Source organism: Nocardia sp. GP40 (assembly GCF_050434125.1).
GTDB classification, from domain to species: Bacteria; Actinomycetota; Actinomycetes; order Mycobacteriales; family Mycobacteriaceae; genus Nocardia; species Nocardia albiluteola.
Map to the genome: position 1 here is coordinate 418,609 of NZ_JBNPVW010000006.1, position 17,694 is coordinate 436,302.

Genomic DNA, 17,694 nt, shown 5'->3' on the forward strand with positions numbered 1-17,694 from the left:
GGTTGCTGGAATCGCACCAGCTTCTCGGTCACTTCGGCATTCATATTCACTCCGTTTCGTTCCGGTCGATGACCGCAGTCGGTTGTGGGCGATCCTTCGGCAGTGCGAAACCCGCGGTGATCAGCCACGCCATTCCAGCGAATCGGGCAATCGGCAGCAGAAACGCCGCGCCGGTGAGGGTGAAGGTGAGGATGGTCGGTCCGGCGATCGCCCCGATCAGCACCCCGCTCCAGCCGAGCCGTGGCCCGAATGCCTGTCCGAGCACACCAGACAGTGCCAATCCCACGATGAGCATGCCAGCCGAGACGACATTGCCCGGGCCACCGAGGAGAAACGCGAGAGTATGCAGGGCCCGCACCAACGCCGGGTCCGCGATGACTTCCGGCACGGTTAACACCCAGGTGACGATGGCGGAGCAGGCAAGCAGCGCCGCAGCGAGCACGCCGCCTGCGAGCGTCACGGTGGCGCCCGTTACCCGTAGGTCGAGGGCGTTCAGCCGAGCCGCCGCGGTCGCCGCGTAGATCACCAGCGGGATCGTGCTTGCGAACTGCATTGTCGCACCGACCCGAACGGCATCGGGGTGGGTGGAGAAGTACGTCAGCGCATCGGCGGCCGATCCGAACGGTGACGGAAATACATCGCCTCCGGCAACCACGGTGCTGATGATGAGCCCGCCCACGAACAGGGCGGTGGTCATTACGGCGAGCACGCCGAGTGGCGGATCGGATTGCGATTGCCGACGTTGCGTTTGCCCGGGCAAGGGTGGCGATTGCACCATAACGATCCATTCCCTTAACTGAATCATTCACTATGGTGAACGATTGTGTGGTGTGTACGCTAGCGCAGTGACCGAAGCAAGGCAAGAGGACGAAAACCACACCCCGCCACCGAACCCACCACGCGCGGTGGCATTCCTGCTCGCCCAGATCGGCGCGCACGCGACCCAACGATTCGCCGAACGCATCGCCGACCTCGGCCTCACACCCCCGGATGTGGGCCTACTCCGGATGATCGCCAGCAACCCGGGCCTCAGCCAACGGGAACTGGCCACCGAACTCGGCGTAGTCCCCAGCCGCGTCGTCACCCTTATCGATAGCCTCGACAACAAGGGCCTGGTCGAACGCCGACGCAGCCCGACCGACCGCCGCAACCACGAACTCCACCTCACCCCCGCCGCCCAGCAACAGCTCGCTCAGGTATGGCAACTAGCCAAAGCGCACGAGACCGACCTGCTCGTAAGCCTCGACAGCGACGAATATCAACAACTCGCCACCCTGCTCGAACGCATCGCCGAGCAACAGCACCTAACCTCCGGCGTCCACCCCGGATATCAACGAATACCCCTCACCGGGACGCCGAAATGACCTGCCGCATCACTGCAGCACGCCCTCCCGCCGCCGTCCGATTCCACCAAGTACGGATCGACCGGCCCGCACGGCCACTGTCGTCACATAGTCACTCCCATTACCGTCGGCACAAATTTAGAGTAACACTAAACTTAGTGTGACAAGCGCGTCAACTGCTATCGTGAATGTGTGACGGAACTCGGCCTACGGGAGCGCAAGAAGCAGCGGACCAGGCAGCTGATCACCGAGACTGCACTGGCGTTGTTCGCCGAGCGCGGCTTCGACAACGTGGCAGTGGCCGAAATCGCCCGAGCAGCAGAGGTGTCCGAGGCGACCGTGTTCAACTACTTCCGCACCAAGGAAGCGCTGGTCTTCAATGGGATGGAGGACTTCGGGGCTGACCTACTGGAGGCGATCAGCGCTCGGCCACAGGGGGTGTCCGTGCTCGCCGCGTTTGCCGAGTTCGTGGTACAACCGACCGGCTCGCTGACCGACGACGACCCCGAGGCAATCGAGCGACTCGCCGCGGCGGCACGTATGACGGCAGGCAGCGCAGCGTTGCAGGCTCGCGAGCGGGAACTGCTCGACGAATACACCACCAAGCTGGCCGAGCTGCTGACCGAGGAGACCGGTGCAGGCGGAGGCGACATCACACCTTGGGTTGTGGCCAACGCGCTAATGGGGGTCCAACGAGGGTTGAAAGAGTATTTGCATCGCGAGGTGCTGGCGGGCAGACGCGGACAGCCACTGATCCAGGACATGGTCACCCAGGGCAGACGCGCGTTGGAACTACTCGAACGCGGGCTGACAAGCTATCCGGAACAAGGCACCGCACCCCCTGCCGACCGTCACGACAGGAAGAAACGGGCAACGGATTGAGGCCCGGCCGCACCGCGCGAACTCGCCGGTAGACACGCGAACTCGCCGGTAGACACGCGAACTCGCCGGTAGACAGCAGCACCGAGCTGCGGATGCCCGTGGCCGGGACGTTCGCGGTCGCGGGTCCAGCGCCGACTGCCACCGCATCCGTCGATCGGGGGCCGGAGATCCCACGCACATACTCCGAAGAGCCTGTCGGAGCGACAGATGCAGGTGGGGTCTGCGGTGATCCGCGGCAGGTCGGTCGACGCAGTCGGATTCTGCGGCGCTTTGTCACATCGACACGCTTTACCCCACCGGGACTGTCGATGCTGTGGAACCGGCCGGGTGTGGTGAACTCCGGCTTCGCTACGTAGTCGGCGAAGTTCACGACATGTCTGATGATCTCGTCGCCATAATCGTCGAGCACCCTGGCGCAGCCCTTAAACGGTGTCTACAAAATCGGGAGCACTCCACTCTGTCCGAGAGCGCGGATTCGGACGAGCCGCGCAAGAAGCGTTGACCGCCGCGTATGCCGCGTTGATCGAGTGTGGGGTGGTCACCAAGGTGGCAGCGGTGTTGATGGGGCTGGTGCGCTCCACCTCGATCCGGCGCCGCCGAACCGCGGCAGCACCGCCCCCACCGGTGTCGGCGGGACCGGCGCCTGATCCGGTCAACAAGCTCACCGCGGCGGGTCGCAGCCATCAGATGCGTCGGCACCCGGACTACTTCGAGTCCCGCGCCGAGAAGATCACGTTCGAACCGGCGCGTGACATGGCGGCAGTCTTCCAGCGCGAGCTTCGCGTCGGGCCATTGCCTGGCCCATTCCACCGCCTTCAGATGGTCTTCACTGGTCGTTCCGATCGTCTTGACCGCCAGCCGACGGCCGACCGCGTCGACGGCCACCATGGTATGGCTGCGCTTATGCGCGTCAACACCAATCACTACCAGGCTCAAAGGGTTTCGTCCTCTCCACCGTTCATCCAGGCTGACGAGCCGAGTGAGGACGGGCACGCGTCAATCGGGCAGGTCGCGCGCTCCTATCAGGCCACGAACCCCACCGGCCGGGCCCAGCGGGGCCGCACATCGTGACAAGCCACCAGCATCCGAACACCGGGGCAGCGAAAAAACGAGCGAACCCCGCTGGGCCCCAACAGCATTACATTGACGCGAGAAAGCCGACCAGTTTCAGAATCTCGTTGGCGCGCTTAAGTTCTGCGTTCTCCCGCCGCAGTCGCCTCAACTCCTCCGACTCGTCGGTAGTGACGCCGGGACGGGCGCCGGTATCGACCTCACTTCGACGCACCCACCCACGAACCGTCTCCAGATGCCCACACCCAACAACTCGGCAACCGCCCGCATCGCCGCCCACTCCGACCCATGCTGATCACGGACCTCACCAAACATCCGCACAGCCCGCTGACGCAGCTCGTCCGGGTACTTCCTCCTCGACACGACTCCATCCTTCCCAAGAGATGAAGTCCCCGGACTCACCGGGGTGGCTCACCAGCTCAACCGTGCTTTTTCGCTGCTTGGCGGCGTGCTGCCGGCCTCGGGTCAGGCGCTCACTGAGCGACGCGCAAGCCGGGAAATTGGTCTAACCACTTCGGTGATCGGACGTACACACGGGCATCGAACGAACGAAACACCTACGCCATACCGTTTGCTCACCGCATTGGTCGAACTGCCGCGTATGTGGTGTGCGGCGGTTCGACGATTTAGGAGAGGAGCACCCACATGAACGGGCAAGAACAGGTGTGGACGGCGGGCGTGAACGTAGTGCAGGGCAGCGACATCGACGGGGGGTACGTCGATGTCCGTCGGTGAATTGAAGCGCCAGCTGAATCTGCCGGAGACGGTGGCGATGTCGGTGGCTTTGATGGCCCCGACCACCGGCATGGTGTTCGTTCCTCCCTTGTTGGCCGCGGCCGCCGGCTACAACGTACCGCTGGCGTTCGTCGTCTCTCTGGTCGCGGTCATGATCATCGGGTACTGCTTCGGTCGACTGGGGCAGCGCTACGCCCATGCAGGCTCTGCGTACGGGCTGACGCGGCACGCGCTGGGCGCGTGGTCCGGTGTCATCGCGGGCTGGGGCCTGGTGTTCACCTATGTTCTGCTCACGGGTGCGCTGCTCGCAGGGACCGGCGTGTTTGCCCAACTGGCGATTCGGCAGGTGTTCGGTGTCGATATCCCCTGGAGTGTCTTCGCCGGCGTCGCAGCCGTGGCAGTGCTGTTGCTCGCCATCCACAACATCCGGCCCTCGGTGCGGTTGATGCTCATGCTGGAGATCATCAGCATGGTGCTGGTCGTGGTCGTCTGCGGGCTCATGCTCACCCGTTCCGGTCTACATGTGTCGACCGCTGTCAAACCGTTCGTGCTCAACAAGTATGGTGTCGCGGGTATCGCACACGCGCTCGTATTCGGGTTGACGAGTTTCCTCGGGTTCGAGGGGTCGGCGACGCTGGGTGAAGAAGCCAAGAATCCCAAACGCAGTGTGCCGCTGGCTATCCTGCTGAGCGCGTTTGTCGCCGGCTTGTTCTTCATCTACGTCTCCTACAGTCAGACGGTCGGTTTCGGCTTGTCCGACCATGGTGTTGCCGAATTCGCTGGGCAGAGCACGCCATTGAACACCTTGGCGATCCGATTCCTGGGAACGGGATATTCGGCGGCGATCAACGTCGGCGCAGCGATCAGTTTCTTCGCTTGCACGCTGGCCAGCGTCAACGCCAGTTCGCACGTGTTGTTCGCGCTCTCGCGTGATCGTTTCGCACCGGCGCAGACCAGTGCGCTGCACGAAGAGTCCGGTGTTCCCCGTTACGCGACGTACGTGACGTTTACCGTCGGCGTCGCGCTTCTGGTGGTGGGAGCGGTGCTGTGGCATTCGCCGGTCACCGCGCTGGGGTACCTCAGTGGCCTGGGTTCCTTCGGTGCGTTGATCTCCTACGGGTTGGTCGTCGCCGCCGCCCTGCGCGAGTACTGGACAGCCGATGTCGCGGCCCGCCGTTGGTGGCCGCCGGTGATTACGGTGGTCGGGTTGGCGGTCCTGGTTTATGTGTTGTATGGCAACATCTATCCGGTGCCGGCCGCTCCGGTCGATTACTTCCCCTATATTACTTTGGCGTATTTCATTGTGGCAGTAAGCTTCTCGGCCGTCTTTCGCCGAATCACCCAGTCGCGCAGCGTGCAGCTGTCGGCGAAACCCCTCGCGGAAACCCCTGTAAAACTGGCCGCCGCCGAAGTCCCCAATCCAGCAGCCTGACCCGAACGGAGACAGATCCGATGTCGATCACGACCACACATCATCTCGGCCGCAACGTGTTTCACCATGCGTGGGATCACGACATCGTGCCCCGGTGCGAGGTACAACCGGGCGAGGAGGTGTCCTTGGAACTGCGTGACCCCTCGGACTACCAGATCACCGCCGCGACCACCGCCGCCGATCTGGCGACCCTGGACCCGGCACGGATGGATGTGCTCACCGGTCCGATATGGGTGTCGGGAGCCAAACCCGGGGACACGATCACCGTCGATATCCTCGACATCACGCTGGGTGCGTGGGGATGGTCGGGCATCCTGCCCGGCCTGGGCTTGCTGTCCGACCAATTCCCCGAGCCGTACCTGCGCGGCTGGCATATCGAGGGCGACAGTGTCGAGGTCGCCGCCGGGCATCGTTTCGCCCTCAAACCGATGATCGGCGTGATCGGTGTGGCACCGGCCGAGCCCGGCTCCTTCCCCGCGACCGTCCCCACGAACGCCGGGGGAAACATCGACGTGAAGTATGTCCGTGCGGGCAGTCGAATCTCCCTGCCCGTGTTGTGCGAAGGCGCATTGTTGTCACTCGGCGACACACACGCGTTGCAGGGCGACGGCGAGTTGAGCGGCACGGCGATCGAATGCGAAGCCGACGTCACGATCCGCATCGGGCTGATCCCCGGCGGCGGGCTCCAAGCACCGGTCGTCACCACGGGCGGGCCTACCGACGATCCGGTCGAGAGTCATCACGTATTCCTGGGTGTCGGGCCCGACTTGTTCGCTGCGGCCCGCGCTGCGGCCTCACGGGCTGTCGACGCCGTGTCCGCAGCACTGCGCCTCGACCCCCACGTCGCCTACGCCCTGCTGGGCACGATCGCGGAGTTGCGGATCAACGAGATCGTCGACCAGCCCAACTGGGTGGTCGGTTGCCTGGTGCCGAGCCGGATACTCGCGTGAGCGCCGAGAAGAACATCCAGATCTGCATCGGTGTCGATGTCGACGCGGTCGCCGGCTGGCTGGGCTCCTACGGTGGCCAGGACTCGCCCAACGATATCCAGCGCGGGATGTTCTACGGTGTACGAGCCCGGATGCTGGCGCCCCTGCCCGGTCGCGACCCCCTGACGGGGTGGGTGTCGGTCCGCAGCGTCGCCGAGCGGGCGTGGACGCCCGCTTGGCAACTGGTGGCATCGCAGGCCGCAGCGACGGTCGCCGCAGCACTCGACGGGGCCGGACAGTGATGCAGCCCCATCTGACCGCGGTTCACCGCTGCATCGAGGCGATCGAGAACTGGGAATCGTTCGTGCACGCGTGGGTCCGGCTCGATCTGGTTGCCGCGCTTACCGCGGCACGTGACGCCGATCGCCGTGAATGCCGACCGCTGAGTGGACTGACCCTGGGAATCAAGGACATTTACGATACGTCCGACCAGCCGACCGGCTACGGCTCGCCGCTCTACACCGACCACCGGCCGCACGCCGACGCCTCCGCGGTCGCGTTGTTGAAGCTCGGCGGCGCCATCGCGCTCGGCAAGACGGTCACCGCCGAATTCGCCTACGCCCACCCCGGCCCCACCCGCAACCCACACCGCTTCGGTCACACCCCGGGCGGATCGTCGATGGGGTCCGCGGCCGCCGTCGCCTGCGGCATGGCCGACATTGCGTTGGGGACACAGACAGCCGCCTCGATCACCCGGCCGGCGAGCTTCTGTGGGGTATACGGATTCAAACCGACCTACGGCGCCGTCCCGATCGACGGAGTCAAACTGATTGCGCCGTCGCTGGATACGGTGGGCTGGTTCGCTCGCGATCCCCGCACGCTAGACGCCGCACGGGTGAGCCTGACCGCCGACACGCCCGCGCGCCCACCGACGGATCGCCCGCGGATCGCCCTGGTCCCGACACCGGCCTGGTCGGCGGCGACACCGCAGTCGCAGACCGCGGTTCTCGACGCGATCGCCACGGCGCGCGAACTGGGCGGGCTCATCGAGCCGAACCCCGGAACCGACATGCTCGACGGCCTCGCGCAAGCCCATCTGACCATGTTGACGTTCGAAGCGGCCCGCACATTGGCCTGGGAGCACCAGCAGCGGCACGTACTGTCCCCCGCGTTACTGAGCCTGCTCGACACCGGGCGCGACACGACACAGGACGACTACGACAACGCGCGCCGCCGGCGCGACGACGCCCGCCAGCATCTGCCCGCGCTGTTCGGGGACGCCGATATCCTGCTGACACCCGCTGCGGTGGGAGAAGCCCCCGCGGGCTTGTCGAGCACCGGTGACCCGATATTCGGGCGGGTGTGGTCGCTGCTGGGCCTGCCGACCGTCACCATCCCGTACGCAGTCGGCCCCACGGGCCTGCCCATCGGCATCCAGGCCGTGGCACGCGCGAGTGCCGATCAGATGCTGATGTCGTTCACCGCCTGGTTCAGCCGCGGCGTGACGGCACCGACGCTCACGCCACCTGTCTGATACTGCGGTCGGTAGCGGACTTTCGGGATGGTGTCTGGGACAAGGATCACGGGCGTCGAAATGCGCTACGGCGATTCGGGGTGCGCAGCGCAGCTCTGCGGATCGGATGCGCGTCCACGCCGAACACCCGCTCGGTCAGGGCTTCGATATGACGCGCCATCGCTCGTTCGGCTCGATCCGCATCGCCGTCGGTGATCGCATCCAGGATTGCGCGGTGCTCGTCGAGTTGGGCGGCGGGCACATCGTCGCCGCGGCTGGCGATACTGTCGACCAGCGACCACAACGGGTGCTTGACCGGATCCATGAGTTCGCCGATCAGGTCCGCCAGCACAGCATTGCCACTCAGATGTGCGATCTCGCGGTGGAACTGCTGATTACATTCGCTGAATCGTTCCCTGCTGTCGGGTGCGGACCCGCCCAACCGCGCTCGGGCCTCCTCGAATACCTCGGCGAGTCGATGACACTCCTCGCGCGACAAGGTCGCCGCGCACAACCGGGCCGCCCCCGGTTCGAGGAGACGCCGGACTTCCAGCATCTGCTGAGGCACTGTGTCGGTCGGCAGGGCCAACCCAGCCACGAGCGGACGGCCGGTGGATTTCACGAAACACCCGGCACCGCGACGCACATCGATGACGCCGCTCAGTTTCAGCACCAGCAGAGCCTCGCGAACGGTGGCGCGACTCACCGAGCACTGCCCGGCGAGTGCACGCTCGTCGGGGAGCCGATCTCCAGGTTGCAGCTGACCGATCGCGATCGCGTGCAAGACCTCCTCGGCGACCGCCACATACAATCGCCCCGGCGCACTGGTCGTGTCGGAGTTCAGAAAGTTCATTCGGCGCCCAACACCTCCAACGCGGCCTGGATGCCCGCGGAATCGACGGCCACACCGGCACGTTCGAGGCGATGTCGCGCAAAAACGTGGGACAACCTCTCCTCCTCCAACAGCAGCAACGCCTCCCGCAAACCGAACAGAAGGTAGGCGGCTTCGGCGGCCAATCGGTCTGCCACCACGGCCGGGTCGATGCCACGCCGCCAATCCCCAGGCACGAACTCGACGACGAGCCCGAGACGCTCCGCCAGTTGGCACCACACACAGTCGCGAAATGGCCGGTTTCGAAGTCCAGCACACGGTCACCCGTCGACAACACATTGGCCAGCGCCGCCTCCCAGGCACCGGTCCCCGACGAGGGATACACGACGACGGTGCCGAACAGCGACTTGATCCGCGCCAACACCTCACGCATCAGGCGGCGAAATCCGGCCCATGGTGGTTGATGTGGGCTGCGCAATCGCCCGCAGAACCCTGTCAGGACATTCGTCGGGCCGGGTACCTGCAGAAAGTGCTGTCCAGAGCGCATGACCAACGCTTTCCTATCTCTTACCGAACATGCTGTGCCGTCACACGGCACAGCATGTTGCCGTAAAGTGCGGACATCTTAGGTAGACAGATCCGAGGAGTCAACACACGCCGCACGGCAGCCGGTCGGCGTGGCCGAACTGTCCCGCGTCTGCGGCCCGACGAAGGCATGCAGCGGCGAGCGACCGGTCGAGTCGATGAAAGCGCGCGCCCGCAGCCGGGTCTCGTCCTGCAGGATGACCTCGGTCACCGTCGTGCCCTCGGCTACGACGTCCACCACCTGGTTGCCGAACAGGATGTCCACGTTCGGTAATTCGGCGCAGGCCGACAAGATCGTCCCGACCGTCTCGGCATACGAACGATGAGGAAGTGGCCGAGGTCGGTGTGTTCGGCGAAGTCGTAGGACAGGATTAATGCCCCGTCGTGATAGTAGTCGATGACGCTGCGACTGAGGGCGCCCCTGCCGCGTAGGTCCGCCAGCAGGCCGTGCTCGGCGAGCATGCGGATGCCGCGAGGTTTCAGGAATTCCGCGCCCCGCGTGGGCACGCCCGGGTTCGCCTCGACCACCACCACGCGCTGGCCCTGTCGACCCAGGAGCAGGCTCAGCAGCGATCCGCCGATCCCGGCCCCCACGATCACACAGTCGACGTCCACCGGCAGGTGCGGTCCGCGGTTACCGTCATGCATTGGTCGCACCAGCTAGGTAGCGTCCGGGTGCGATGATCCCGTGCGGGTCGCACAGCCGCTTCAGGCCGTCGAGCGGACCTGCCTGATAGTCGGCCGAACGATCGGCGATCTCCCAGGGCTCGTGATCGATGTTAGAGCGATAAGGGGGGAATCCAGCGCGCAGGAAGGACTCGCGCGCCGCGGCACGCAGGGCATGCGCCCGGCGGGCAGAGTCCGACTCCCGGACGAACGGGATTTGCACCACCATGTTGGTGTAATGCGGCGAAATCACGTTGAACTCCAGCATGCCGGCCGTGGCGTGCCGTTCGGCTTCCGCCCGAGGCAAGCGAAATGGAGTGCCGCCCAAGGGGTGCTGTGGCGTAAACCCTGCCGTCCTGGCCGGGCCTCACCTCCGGGCCACAGGTTGAAGGATCAGGTGCTCTCCGTCATCCAGGGCAACGTCACTTCGGCCGGGATTCGCCGGGTGGTCCTCGGCTCTGCGTACGCCGCTGTGATGGCCACCTTCTACGCCCGCGTCGGAGGCTTCGGTTTCCGATGCCTGCCATGCGGGTTGCTCGTCCGCTGGGGAGGTGGTGGCGCCCCCGGGAGTGTCATCGGGGTGAGGTGCTTTTAAGGCTGGGCGTGTCACCTCGTGGTTTGCCGGTCCGGGCTGCAAGGATGCGTGTCCATGCCCAGAGGCTGGAAAAGGAAAGCATCACGCTGGCGTCTCCGGCAATTCATCCGCGATGCCCGCGCACCGCGGTGGGAGGCAGAATTCGGCATGTCGCTGCAAACCGAGATCTGGCATCGTCGCTACCCACCCGCCAGCGTCCTTCAAGCTTTGGGCACCGACTGTGGTCACCGGGTGCCCGCGGACGACATGCCGACATTCACGGGTTTGGACATCCTTTTGCGCGTCCGCGGTTGGAGTTTCATTCGGGAATGTTCCGGCCCGAAACTGCTTACCTTCAGATACCCGCCCTCCGAAACCGGCGTCGACTATCTGGGCCCGGGTCTGGAACCCGTCAGCACGGTCGTGGTCGTGCCGGATCGCTCCGGCCGCCCCGGCACCGTCGCGAACTGCAAGGTGGAGATCCTGCTCGTCGGCACCCCTCGTGGGCAAGCCCATTTCACCAGTCTGGCCACTCTCACCACCCTTCTCGGCGTGATCGAATCCCACCGTCCCACAGACCCGAGCCCGCTGTCGTTCCTCCCGGTCGGCCCTGCCCATGCCTGAGGGCGCAGGATGCGAGCAGAGGCAAGGTCCACACCGCCCCGACACGCCCGTGCACCTGCGTCAAAATTCGGCGAGCCGCGCTAGCCTTCCTAGCGGATCAACGATCCAACCCGCTACACAGCAGGTTGTAACTCCCTCATTGGACGTTGGGTACGGCCCTCGCCGAAAGTCGTCACACGGGGGCCGTCCAACGAATCCGACCGCGCGCCGCCCGGAATTTGCGCGTGCTCTGCGGGACAGGTTGTCGGGGTTCCGGATCGAGAAATCGCGATCAAGGTTGGCAATTTCCTGCGCCCTTGGCTGCCGTTGTTCTTGGCGTTGACCGCGAATTCCGCGATCTACCGCAGCGCCGAAACCGGTTTCGCGAGTTGGCGCAACGGCCCGGATTATCTACCCAATGTTGCCGACGCGGCACTAGTACCCGGAAGAGAGGAATTGGTCTAGTACCTGGAAGAACAGTAGCGGTTCGTCAAGTTGGGGAAAGTGGCCGGCGTTGGGAAATATCTCGATGCGACTGTGGGCTACTTCGCGGCGGAGGTTGTCGGCATGCGAGGCGGGAATCGTTCTGTCCCTGCCACCCCAGACCAACAGCGACGGGATCGTTTCGAATTTCGAGAAATGATGTTTGGCGCTGACCGTCTGTCCGCGCAGTCCGACAACTGCACGGGTGGATGCCAGAAACGCTGCTCTCGAAGACTTGTCCGACATGGTCTCGAGCCTGCGCCACGCTTCGATAGCGCCGCGACTCGGTTGCACTGAAAACCCGAGACGCCCCAGTCGCCTGAGTGCGGTCTCGGTGTTGCGCCGGACCCAGTCGGAGGCCAGGATGGGCAGCACCATTTCACTTCCAGGCAAGGTGGCCGCCCTGAGGAACAAGCTCACCTCGGGCCCGAGACCTCCGCTGCTCACCAGACACAGCCGGTCGACTCGCTCGGGAAACAGGTACGACAGTTGCATCACGATTCCGCCACCGAGGGAATGTCCCACAAACGCCGCCGTGGGAATCTCCAGATGGTCCATCAAGTCGCGGAGAGTGGCGGCGTGAGAACTCAGTGAATAGTCACCAACGGGTTTGTCCGACTGTCCGTGCCCGAACAGGTCGGGGGCGATTACTCGATGCTTCCTGGCGAGTCCTGTGATCTGCGGCGTCCAGGACTCGTGCGAGCCGAGCAAACCGTGCACCAACACTACTGCGGGTCCGTCACCGACGTCGACGAACTTGAGGACGTCGTTGTGCAGCACCACGGACTCGAGTTCGTCAGCCGGCATCGTTCCCCTTCCGTCGCTGTGTTCGACCCGCGCAGTGTCTGGATCGGCCTGCGCCGCCGCCCGGCTGCGGCTTCCACTGCAAGAGACCACTCGCCCTGATCCGACAGCGATGGTGACGTGGTTGGGTGTCCGAGCACACCACGCCCATCCAGGACTCTGCTGAGTATGACGGTTGCGGGTGCCTGGCGCTTCGCGCGGGCACCCAGGAATCTGGTTGTCGGCAGCGTGGGGTTTGCGGGGGCAGGGACTGCCTGCGAGGAACTCTTGACGTTCGGCCTCTGTGAATGGCTTCGGCATACGGTGTCCAGCATTCCGTTCGACGGTGTTTCCCGCATCTCCTGCTGCACGCATCGGCTATGTGCGGTGGACGACCGTCCTTCTGGAGTCGATGGATGAGCCAAGACCGGCGTCAGAAGTAGTGGCGTCGCCCGCCGACGGCGTGGCCCATCGACCCCAAGGCCAGGAGCGCCAGACCGATGATGAGGGCCACGATCCCGATGACCCAGAGGATCTGGATTTTCAGCAGGAAACCGACGACGAGAAGAATGATTCCACGAGCACGCGATGTCAACACTGTAGGTCTACACTTCAGATGTCCCAGACGGTGGCACCGCGGCCCGCGCCCGGATCCCCCTGTAACCAGATCTCCAACCAGCCCATCGACCACTTCGCCGACGCGAACAGTCGCGGCACGACAGTTCGCCATCGGCCACCGGCGCCGTCATCGTGCTCGGCCCGCTACGCAGGGCGACGCCGCTGAGGCACCTGCGCGGACCGGCGCGGAAACCGCCGCCATGCCGATGATTTCCGGAACCGCAGGCGATGCCCGAACCGCGCCGGCCGACTACCTCGATGCATGACCCGGATTTCCTGCGCGGCGGCCCCGCCGCGCCGCCGACCGGGCCCTGAGCCACGCGGCGGCGTCGGCTCCCCGGCCGCGTTCGGAATCCCAATGCTGCTGTGCGCCAGTCATATCGGCGTCGGCGACCGGGGTGATGATCCGAAGGGTCAGGGTGGCGCCGATGTCGCGTCCGATCACATCGAGCATGCGCGCGGGCCGGTGCCGGTAGCCGTCGAGCCGGACCCGCCGCCCGGGGCTGTCCAGTTCCCTTGGCGCAGCAGACCATTCGTCGAGATGGTAGATAACGCGACGGATCGGGCCGAGGCCGGGCCGCAACACCGAGAGCAGATCCGTCAGCTCCGCGACGAGATCACGGCTGTGCGGCCACCAGGCCCCGTCGACATCTCCGGCGCCGGCGGCATCGAGTTCGAGCCGCAGACTGCGGGACGGCGACGCCTGTCGACCAGCGTTCGTCACGTGCGGTTGTGGTGCCATGATCGACACTCCTGTCGCGGCCGTTGCGGTCCGCCATGGTGATTCGGATCGGGGTCCGGTGCTTGTCCGAGGCGTCGCGCCGACGGTTGCTCGGCGTTGCCGGACCGGATATTGCCTACGGTGTAACTCTACGCTGTAGACACCGTTGTGACCGCGGGATACGCTGAGGAGGGCGTCGACATCGCCTCCCACGCCGGCCGCGACGACAGCGCCGGCCATGCGAAGAGTCGAGATCAGAAGACCTATTTCCGAAAGGAATAAGAAAATGGCGACGAAAACGCCTTACGAGCGCCGAGTGGCTCGCGTCCGAGATGCGGTGCGGAAGAACTCGGAACTCGACGACGCCGCCGCGACCGCGCTCGCGGTCCAGGTACTGAATGCCCTCGATACGATCCCCGAGAAGATTCGCTGACGAGTGATCCGCGCCCGCGCCCGCGGGCCCTCCGGTTGGACCACTCGACTTCTCGAGCCAAGGATTCGACGCTGCCCGGGTGCCGTAGCGGCTCGCCCGGTGTGAGTCCTCAGCGAATCCTGTTTCGCGCCTAGGATCTCCGCGCGAGCCACCGGGCCTGCTGCTGGGTGGAGATCAGTGCGAGTGTCGCTTCGGCGCTTTGGTTCTCGTTGCTGCCAGTGGGTTCCAGCCCGTCGGAACAACCGTTGCTGTCGGGGTCGAGCAGCGCGGTGGCGACGTCGTTCACGCCGCGGAACCATGCCTCGCACGGATGCGCCAACGTCACCCGCCGGAACTCCCGGGCCACCCGGCGTACCTCGGCGACCCAGTCTGGCTCCGCAGCATCAACCGACAATTCGGCGAACACGACCTCGGCGACACCATCAATCACCGCGGCCTTGTTCGGCACATGCCGATAGATCACCATCAGATCGCGGCCCACCGTCTCGGCCAGCCGCCGCATCGACAACCCCCCGATCCCGTCGCGATCCACAATCTCCAGCGCTGCGCTCAACACCGCTGCCCAAGTCAGCGGACTGTCGCCGCGCCCAGCCTGACCTTGTTTCGACTACTCGGCGATTCAGCCATCACATGCGGACTCCATCCCTCCGAACACACCACAACATATGATGTAGATCTACAACGTTGACATACAGCGCTGTGCGGCGTCTACTGAAGGTAACCGCCCCAGGGAGAACCACTATGGCGCCATTCCACATCCGCCGCCGGACCACACGGCACCGCGGCCCACCCGAAAGCACGCCGCGATTGCGGCTCGAGCCCGAAAGCGACGCATACATCGACGGCGCCTGGTGGCCCCGGTCCGGTGAACTCACCACCGAACTACCGGGCCTGCTGACATTTCTGGAATTTCGGATGGGCCCCATCCGCCGCGTCGTCTACGACCGGGAAAGCTGGACACCCGCACCCCGCACCTTGACCGTCGACCATCACGAGGTCCAACTCGACGCCTACCCGTTCGAGGCAGGCAACACGATGTACATCTTCGGCAGCGACAACAACATGCTCGTGCTGCAGGTCGTCCTCTCGACCACCGACTACTACAGCGCACATTCCACCCGCCTCGGCGCCGCGTTACAACCGGCACGTCAGCCCCTCGACCAGGAAGCAAGATCATGATTCATGGCAACACGCCCACGCACCGCCCGATCACGAACCACCTCGCTATGGGCAGGAGCACCGGCCCACCCGGAAGTCACACGCAACCGTTCGGCGCCCCCACCCGCACACCACGACTACTAATGCGCGGGAACAGTACCCGCGCCGGTGATGTCGACGGCGCATGGTGGCCCTGGACAGCCAACCTCACCGCCGAACGACACGACCTGATCGCCGCCCTCACCCCGCGCCTCGGCCCGATCACCGGAGTGGGCTTCGACTGGAACCGGATCAGCCGCACCCAACGCCACATCGATCACGACGACGGCGTACACATGCACGACCCGAGCGCCGACCAACCCCCTGGCATCATGCGCCTGACCGTGTCGCGCGGCCCCCAGGCGGCCCTACTCGTCATCCCCTTCGACACTCCCCGCGACCGAGCCGACCACCTGATGCACCAGGCAACACGAAGCACGGGACTGTCCGTTTAACGACCTTGTATCGTTTCGAATCGGCCGATCGCCGAGGCTGCCCCGAGCTGTCGCGCCTCGGGCAGGTCCAGGCGCTCCACCACAGCGTTGAGCAGTCCCCACATTCGATGTGCCCGCACGGAGTAGACATCAGGTTCGGCGACCGCCACAGCGCGAAGTCGGCTTCCACCACCAACATCGAAGGCGAGGGGATCCCACTGGTCTGTGTCCCCCACGCCAGCGTCGTCTCCCAACTCGTTGTGGCGGCCGATCGAAATGAGCATGTGCAGGTCCTGTTGGACAACCTGGCGGACGTCCTCGAGGACTGCGAGACGGGTCAAACGCACCACGATCGCGGACCCGGCCGCGTCGCGGCCGGCGGATCTGGTGCAGCGTCGATTCGCGCCGCCGGCGCCGAATCGATTGTGGGTAGCGGACTTTACCTATGTCCGGACGTGGTCGGGGTGGGTGTATGTTGCCTTCGTCGTCGACGCGTATGCGCGGCGGATCATCGGCTGGCGCACGGCCACGTCGATGACGACCGCGCTGGTGCTCGATGCCATCGAGCATGCGATCTGGGCTCGTGAGCGGCAAGGCTGGGACGTGAAAGATGTTGTCCACCATCATGACCACGGATCGCAATACATGTCCATCGCCTCCACCGAACGCCTCGCCGAGGCCGGGATCCAGCCCTCGGTCGGGGCGGTCGGATCGGCCTACGACAACGCCCTCGCCGAGACGATCAACGGCCTGTTCAAGACCGAACTGATCAAACCCCGCGCCCCGTGGCGCACAGTCGATCAGGTCGAGGTGGCCACCGCCGAATGGGTGGACTGGTTCAACCATTGGCGACGCTACCAGCACTGCGGCGACATACCACCCGCCGATATGGAAGCCGCCTACTACGCTCAACAATCAGCCCGGCACCCCGCCGAGCTGTCACACCAGTAAGTCTCCGGACTCACCGGGGGGACTCAATTGGCCGCGCTCCGGTGTGGCTGTGGACCATCCGTCCATTGCCTTGCGCAGGGTTCTCTCAAGCTCTTGCCACACACATTCTCCATTCAGTGTTAGATCCTGAATCCATTGCAGCACAGCCGAATACGATGCTCTCTAGGTTTGATCCACTCTGCGGGGTTCTGCCAACGTTGACTGGACTTGATCGGATTTGACACAGAAACCCGCGGTTCATGACGGGTACGGTTACGTGCAGATCCTGTGCGCGCCGCGCCGGGGCACGGACCTGCGACATCCGGCTGCTTGTGTCGATGCTGCTGGGTCTATGCGCGTGGCCGCCCGTGAGGATCACGTGTGGGGATGCCGCGCTGGCGGAGTTTGGCCAGCACGGTGGCGGGGTCGACGGTCTCGGCATCGACTTGCCCCAACGCTACGGCGTGGTGCGCCGGAATGCCATCGGCTGTCATGTTGTCACAGATCCACGTCGCGATGCCTCCTGGGCGAACCAGCGGAATTGGCCCGCCCGGCGGGGACCAGTCGGTCGAGTGTCTGATTTCGCGGAACTGGGACAGATTCAGGTTCAGACGGCAATAATCCGTGGGAAAGTTGCCGCACTGCAACAACATCCATGCACTGCTCCCGAACATCGGCCAGGGCCAGTAGAGGCGGGATCGGCGCACCATGCACCTGCGGCGGTGAAATACGCTGTGGGTCAAAAGGATTCAGCTAATGAACGGACGTACGACCGTGAACAGCAAGGCCATCGCAACCATGCTCGGCGCGCTCCCAGCCAGGCTCCGAAAGCTACTACTTCGCGCCTGTTTTCCACTCGTCGCGGTTGTCCTATTGTTCACATCCGTCGCCTCCGCGCAGTCTCCGGCGGCCGTCGGAGACTGGCCCATG

The 17,694-nt window shown here is 64.9% G+C and carries 20 protein-coding genes and 5 pseudogenes; 13 read left to right on the forward strand and 12 right to left on the reverse strand.

Going from position 1 to position 17,694, the window contains the following annotated elements:
• Positions 1-46: 46 nt before the first annotated feature.
• Positions 47-697 (reverse strand): hypothetical protein, encoded by a 651-nt coding sequence (locus tag ABH933_RS20975; RefSeq protein WP_429425830.1) that lies wholly within the window; start codon positions 695-697, stop codon positions 47-49.
• Between the two features lie 148 nt (positions 698-845).
• On the opposite strand from ABH933_RS20975, the gene ABH933_RS20980 reads away from it, so the two are divergent.
• The 3 genes from ABH933_RS20980 (at position 846) to ABH933_RS20990 (ending at position 3,296) form a co-directional block, all read left to right on the forward strand.
• Positions 846-1,364 (forward strand): MarR family winged helix-turn-helix transcriptional regulator, encoded by a 519-nt coding sequence (locus ABH933_RS20980; protein WP_429425828.1) that lies wholly within the window; start codon positions 846-848, stop codon positions 1,362-1,364.
• Between the two features lie 171 nt (positions 1,365-1,535).
• The gene (locus ABH933_RS20985) at positions 1,536-2,225 is read left to right on the forward strand and encodes a TetR/AcrR family transcriptional regulator (RefSeq protein WP_429425826.1); all 690 of its coding nucleotides are present in this window, start codon (positions 1,536-1,538) and stop codon (positions 2,223-2,225) included.
• A gap of 498 nt (positions 2,226-2,723) precedes the next feature.
• Positions 2,724-3,296 carry a hypothetical protein gene (locus tag ABH933_RS20990; protein WP_429425824.1) on the forward strand — a complete coding sequence of 191 codons (573 nt, stop codon included), beginning with the start codon at positions 2,724-2,726 and terminating at the stop codon, positions 3,294-3,296.
• 94 nt (positions 3,297-3,390) lie between these two features.
• On the opposite strand, the pseudogene ABH933_RS20995 reads toward ABH933_RS20990, so the two are convergent.
• A pseudogene (locus tag ABH933_RS20995) lies at positions 3,391-3,611 on the reverse strand (IS3-like element IS987 family transposase); the annotation flags it as partial.
• Positions 3,612-4,017: 406 nt separating this feature from the next.
• Between ABH933_RS20995 and ABH933_RS21000 the strand changes: the two are divergent.
• From ABH933_RS21000 to ABH933_RS21015, 4 genes and pseudogenes are all read left to right on the forward strand, one after another.
• Positions 4,018-5,463, forward strand: coding sequence for an APC family permease (locus ABH933_RS21000; RefSeq protein ID WP_429425822.1), 1,446 nt, complete (start codon positions 4,018-4,020; stop codon positions 5,461-5,463).
• A gap of 20 nt (positions 5,464-5,483) precedes the next feature.
• Positions 5,484-6,413 (forward strand): acetamidase/formamidase family protein, encoded by a 930-nt coding sequence (locus ABH933_RS21005; protein ID WP_429425820.1) that lies wholly within the window; start codon positions 5,484-5,486, stop codon positions 6,411-6,413.
• A pseudogene (locus tag ABH933_RS21010) lies at positions 6,410-6,532 on the forward strand (polysaccharide deacetylase family protein); the annotation flags it as partial. The gene ABH933_RS21005 and the pseudogene ABH933_RS21010, both read left to right, overlap by 4 nt.
• Before the next feature lie 161 nt (positions 6,533-6,693).
• Positions 6,694-7,926: an amidase gene (locus ABH933_RS21015; protein WP_429426029.1), complete on the forward strand. Its 1,233-nt coding sequence runs from the start codon at positions 6,694-6,696 to the stop codon at positions 7,924-7,926.
• Between the two features lie 46 nt (positions 7,927-7,972).
• Here the strand turns inward: ABH933_RS21015 and ABH933_RS21020 are convergent, their stop codons facing one another.
• From ABH933_RS21020 to ABH933_RS21040, 5 genes are all read right to left on the reverse strand, one after another.
• The gene (locus ABH933_RS21020) at positions 7,973-8,758 is read right to left on the reverse strand and encodes a FadR/GntR family transcriptional regulator (protein WP_429425818.1); all 786 of its coding nucleotides are present in this window, start codon (positions 8,756-8,758) and stop codon (positions 7,973-7,975) included.
• On the reverse strand, positions 8,755-8,934 hold the full coding sequence (locus ABH933_RS21025) for a hypothetical protein (protein ID WP_429455069.1): 180 nt from the start codon (positions 8,932-8,934) through the stop codon (positions 8,755-8,757). The genes ABH933_RS21020 and ABH933_RS21025 overlap by 4 nt, the downstream gene beginning before the upstream one ends.
• Before the next feature lie 428 nt (positions 8,935-9,362).
• Positions 9,363-9,587 (reverse strand): hypothetical protein, encoded by a 225-nt coding sequence (locus ABH933_RS21030; protein ID WP_429425814.1) that lies wholly within the window; start codon positions 9,585-9,587, stop codon positions 9,363-9,365.
• The gene (locus tag ABH933_RS21035) at positions 9,548-9,970 is read right to left on the reverse strand and encodes an FAD-dependent monooxygenase (protein WP_429425813.1); all 423 of its coding nucleotides are present in this window, start codon (positions 9,968-9,970) and stop codon (positions 9,548-9,550) included. Before ABH933_RS21035 ends, ABH933_RS21030 begins: the two co-directional genes overlap by 40 nt.
• The gene (locus tag ABH933_RS21040; protein WP_429425811.1) at positions 9,963-10,256 is read right to left on the reverse strand and encodes a hypothetical protein; all 294 of its coding nucleotides are present in this window, start codon (positions 10,254-10,256) and stop codon (positions 9,963-9,965) included. Before ABH933_RS21040 ends, ABH933_RS21035 begins: the two co-directional genes overlap by 8 nt.
• 474 nt (positions 10,257-10,730) lie before the next feature.
• Between ABH933_RS21040 and ABH933_RS21045 the strand changes: the two genes are divergently transcribed.
• Positions 10,731-11,186, forward strand: coding sequence for a hypothetical protein (locus ABH933_RS21045; protein WP_429425809.1), 456 nt, complete (start codon positions 10,731-10,733; stop codon positions 11,184-11,186).
• 225 nt (positions 11,187-11,411) lie between these two features.
• Positions 11,412-11,561: pseudogene (locus ABH933_RS21050) on the forward strand (glutamate-cysteine ligase family protein); the annotation flags it as partial.
• Positions 11,562-11,600: 39 nt separating this feature from the next.
• Here ABH933_RS21050 and ABH933_RS21055 read toward each other — a convergent pair.
• The 3 genes from ABH933_RS21055 to ABH933_RS21065 all read right to left on the reverse strand — a co-directional run bounded on the left by ABH933_RS21055 (position 11,601) and on the right by ABH933_RS21065 (position 13,791).
• Positions 11,601-12,455 carry an alpha/beta fold hydrolase gene (locus ABH933_RS21055; RefSeq protein WP_429425807.1) on the reverse strand — a complete coding sequence of 285 codons (855 nt, stop codon included), beginning with the start codon at positions 12,453-12,455 and terminating at the stop codon, positions 11,601-11,603.
• A gap of 409 nt (positions 12,456-12,864) precedes the next feature.
• The gene (locus ABH933_RS21060) at positions 12,865-13,026 is read right to left on the reverse strand and encodes a DUF6131 family protein (protein WP_429425805.1); all 162 of its coding nucleotides are present in this window, start codon (positions 13,024-13,026) and stop codon (positions 12,865-12,867) included.
• A gap of 273 nt (positions 13,027-13,299) precedes the next feature.
• Positions 13,300-13,791, reverse strand: a complete 492-nt coding sequence (locus ABH933_RS21065; protein WP_429425803.1) for a DUF5994 family protein — start codon at positions 13,789-13,791, stop codon at positions 13,300-13,302.
• A 265-nt stretch (positions 13,792-14,056) separates the two neighbouring features.
• Between ABH933_RS21065 and ABH933_RS21070 the strand changes: the two genes are divergently transcribed.
• On the forward strand, positions 14,057-14,203 hold the full coding sequence (locus ABH933_RS21070) for a DUF6307 family protein (RefSeq protein WP_169813426.1): 147 nt from the start codon (positions 14,057-14,059) through the stop codon (positions 14,201-14,203).
• Positions 14,204-14,510: 307 nt separating this feature from the next.
• On the opposite strand, the pseudogene ABH933_RS21075 reads toward ABH933_RS21070, so the two are convergent.
• A pseudogene (locus ABH933_RS21075) lies at positions 14,511-14,774 on the reverse strand (TetR/AcrR family transcriptional regulator); the annotation flags it as partial.
• 170 nt (positions 14,775-14,944) lie between these two features.
• Between ABH933_RS21075 and ABH933_RS21080 the strand changes: the two are divergent.
• Together ABH933_RS21080 and ABH933_RS21085 are read left to right on the forward strand one after the other, a co-directional pair.
• Complete coding sequence (locus ABH933_RS21080; RefSeq protein ID WP_429425801.1) at positions 14,945-15,382, forward strand: DUF5994 family protein; 438 nt, start codon at positions 14,945-14,947, stop codon at positions 15,380-15,382.
• Positions 15,383-15,504: 122 nt separating this feature from the next.
• A complete protein-coding gene (locus tag ABH933_RS21085) occupies positions 15,505-15,855 on the forward strand; it encodes a DUF5994 family protein (RefSeq protein WP_429425799.1) in 351 nt (116 codons plus the stop codon).
• Here the strand turns inward: ABH933_RS21085 and ABH933_RS21090 are convergent.
• Positions 15,852-16,175, reverse strand: a complete 324-nt coding sequence (locus ABH933_RS21090) for a hypothetical protein (RefSeq protein ID WP_429426043.1) — start codon at positions 16,173-16,175, stop codon at positions 15,852-15,854. The two genes, ABH933_RS21085 and ABH933_RS21090, sit on opposite strands and share 4 nt — an antisense overlap.
• On the opposite strand from ABH933_RS21090, the pseudogene ABH933_RS21095 reads away from it, so the two are divergent.
• Positions 16,174-16,785: pseudogene (locus ABH933_RS21095) on the forward strand (IS3 family transposase); the annotation flags it as partial. The gene ABH933_RS21090 and the pseudogene ABH933_RS21095 overlap by 2 nt on opposite strands.
• Positions 16,786-17,694 lie beyond the last annotated feature (909 nt).

What these genes read in the sequence shown, in the direction of transcription:
- ABH933_RS20975 (WP_429425830.1), bottom strand. Translation starts at nt 697, where the DNA reads ATGACCACCGCCCTGTTCGTGGGCGGGCTCATCATCAGCACCGTGGTT.
- ABH933_RS21000 (WP_429425822.1), top strand. Translation starts at nt 4,018, where the DNA reads ATGTCCGTCGGTGAATTGAAGCGCCAGCTGAATCTGCCGGAGACGGTG.
- ABH933_RS21005 (WP_429425820.1), top strand. Translation starts at nt 5,484, where the DNA reads ATGTCGATCACGACCACACATCATCTCGGCCGCAACGTGTTTCACCAT.
- ABH933_RS21015 (WP_429426029.1), top strand. Translation starts at nt 6,694, where the DNA reads ATGCAGCCCCATCTGACCGCGGTTCACCGCTGCATCGAGGCGATCGAG.
- ABH933_RS21020 (WP_429425818.1), bottom strand. Translation starts at nt 8,758, where the DNA reads ATGAACTTTCTGAACTCCGACACGACCAGTGCGCCGGGGCGATTGTAT.
- ABH933_RS21035 (WP_429425813.1), bottom strand. Translation starts at nt 9,970, where the DNA reads ATGCATGACGGTAACCGCGGACCGCACCTGCCGGTGGACGTCGACTGT.
- ABH933_RS21040 (WP_429425811.1), bottom strand. Translation starts at nt 10,256, where the DNA reads ATGCTGGAGTTCAACGTGATTTCGCCGCATTACACCAACATGGTGGTG.
- ABH933_RS21045 (WP_429425809.1), top strand. Translation starts at nt 10,731, where the DNA reads ATGTCGCTGCAAACCGAGATCTGGCATCGTCGCTACCCACCCGCCAGC.
- ABH933_RS21055 (WP_429425807.1), bottom strand. Translation starts at nt 12,455, where the DNA reads ATGCCGGCTGACGAACTCGAGTCCGTGGTGCTGCACAACGACGTCCTC.
- ABH933_RS21065 (WP_429425803.1), bottom strand. Translation starts at nt 13,791, where the DNA reads ATGGCACCACAACCGCACGTGACGAACGCTGGTCGACAGGCGTCGCCG.
- ABH933_RS21070 (WP_169813426.1), top strand. Translation starts at nt 14,057, where the DNA reads ATGGCGACGAAAACGCCTTACGAGCGCCGAGTGGCTCGCGTCCGAGAT.
- ABH933_RS21080 (WP_429425801.1), top strand. Translation starts at nt 14,945, where the DNA reads ATGGCGCCATTCCACATCCGCCGCCGGACCACACGGCACCGCGGCCCA.
- ABH933_RS21085 (WP_429425799.1), top strand. Translation starts at nt 15,505, where the DNA reads ATGCGCGGGAACAGTACCCGCGCCGGTGATGTCGACGGCGCATGGTGG.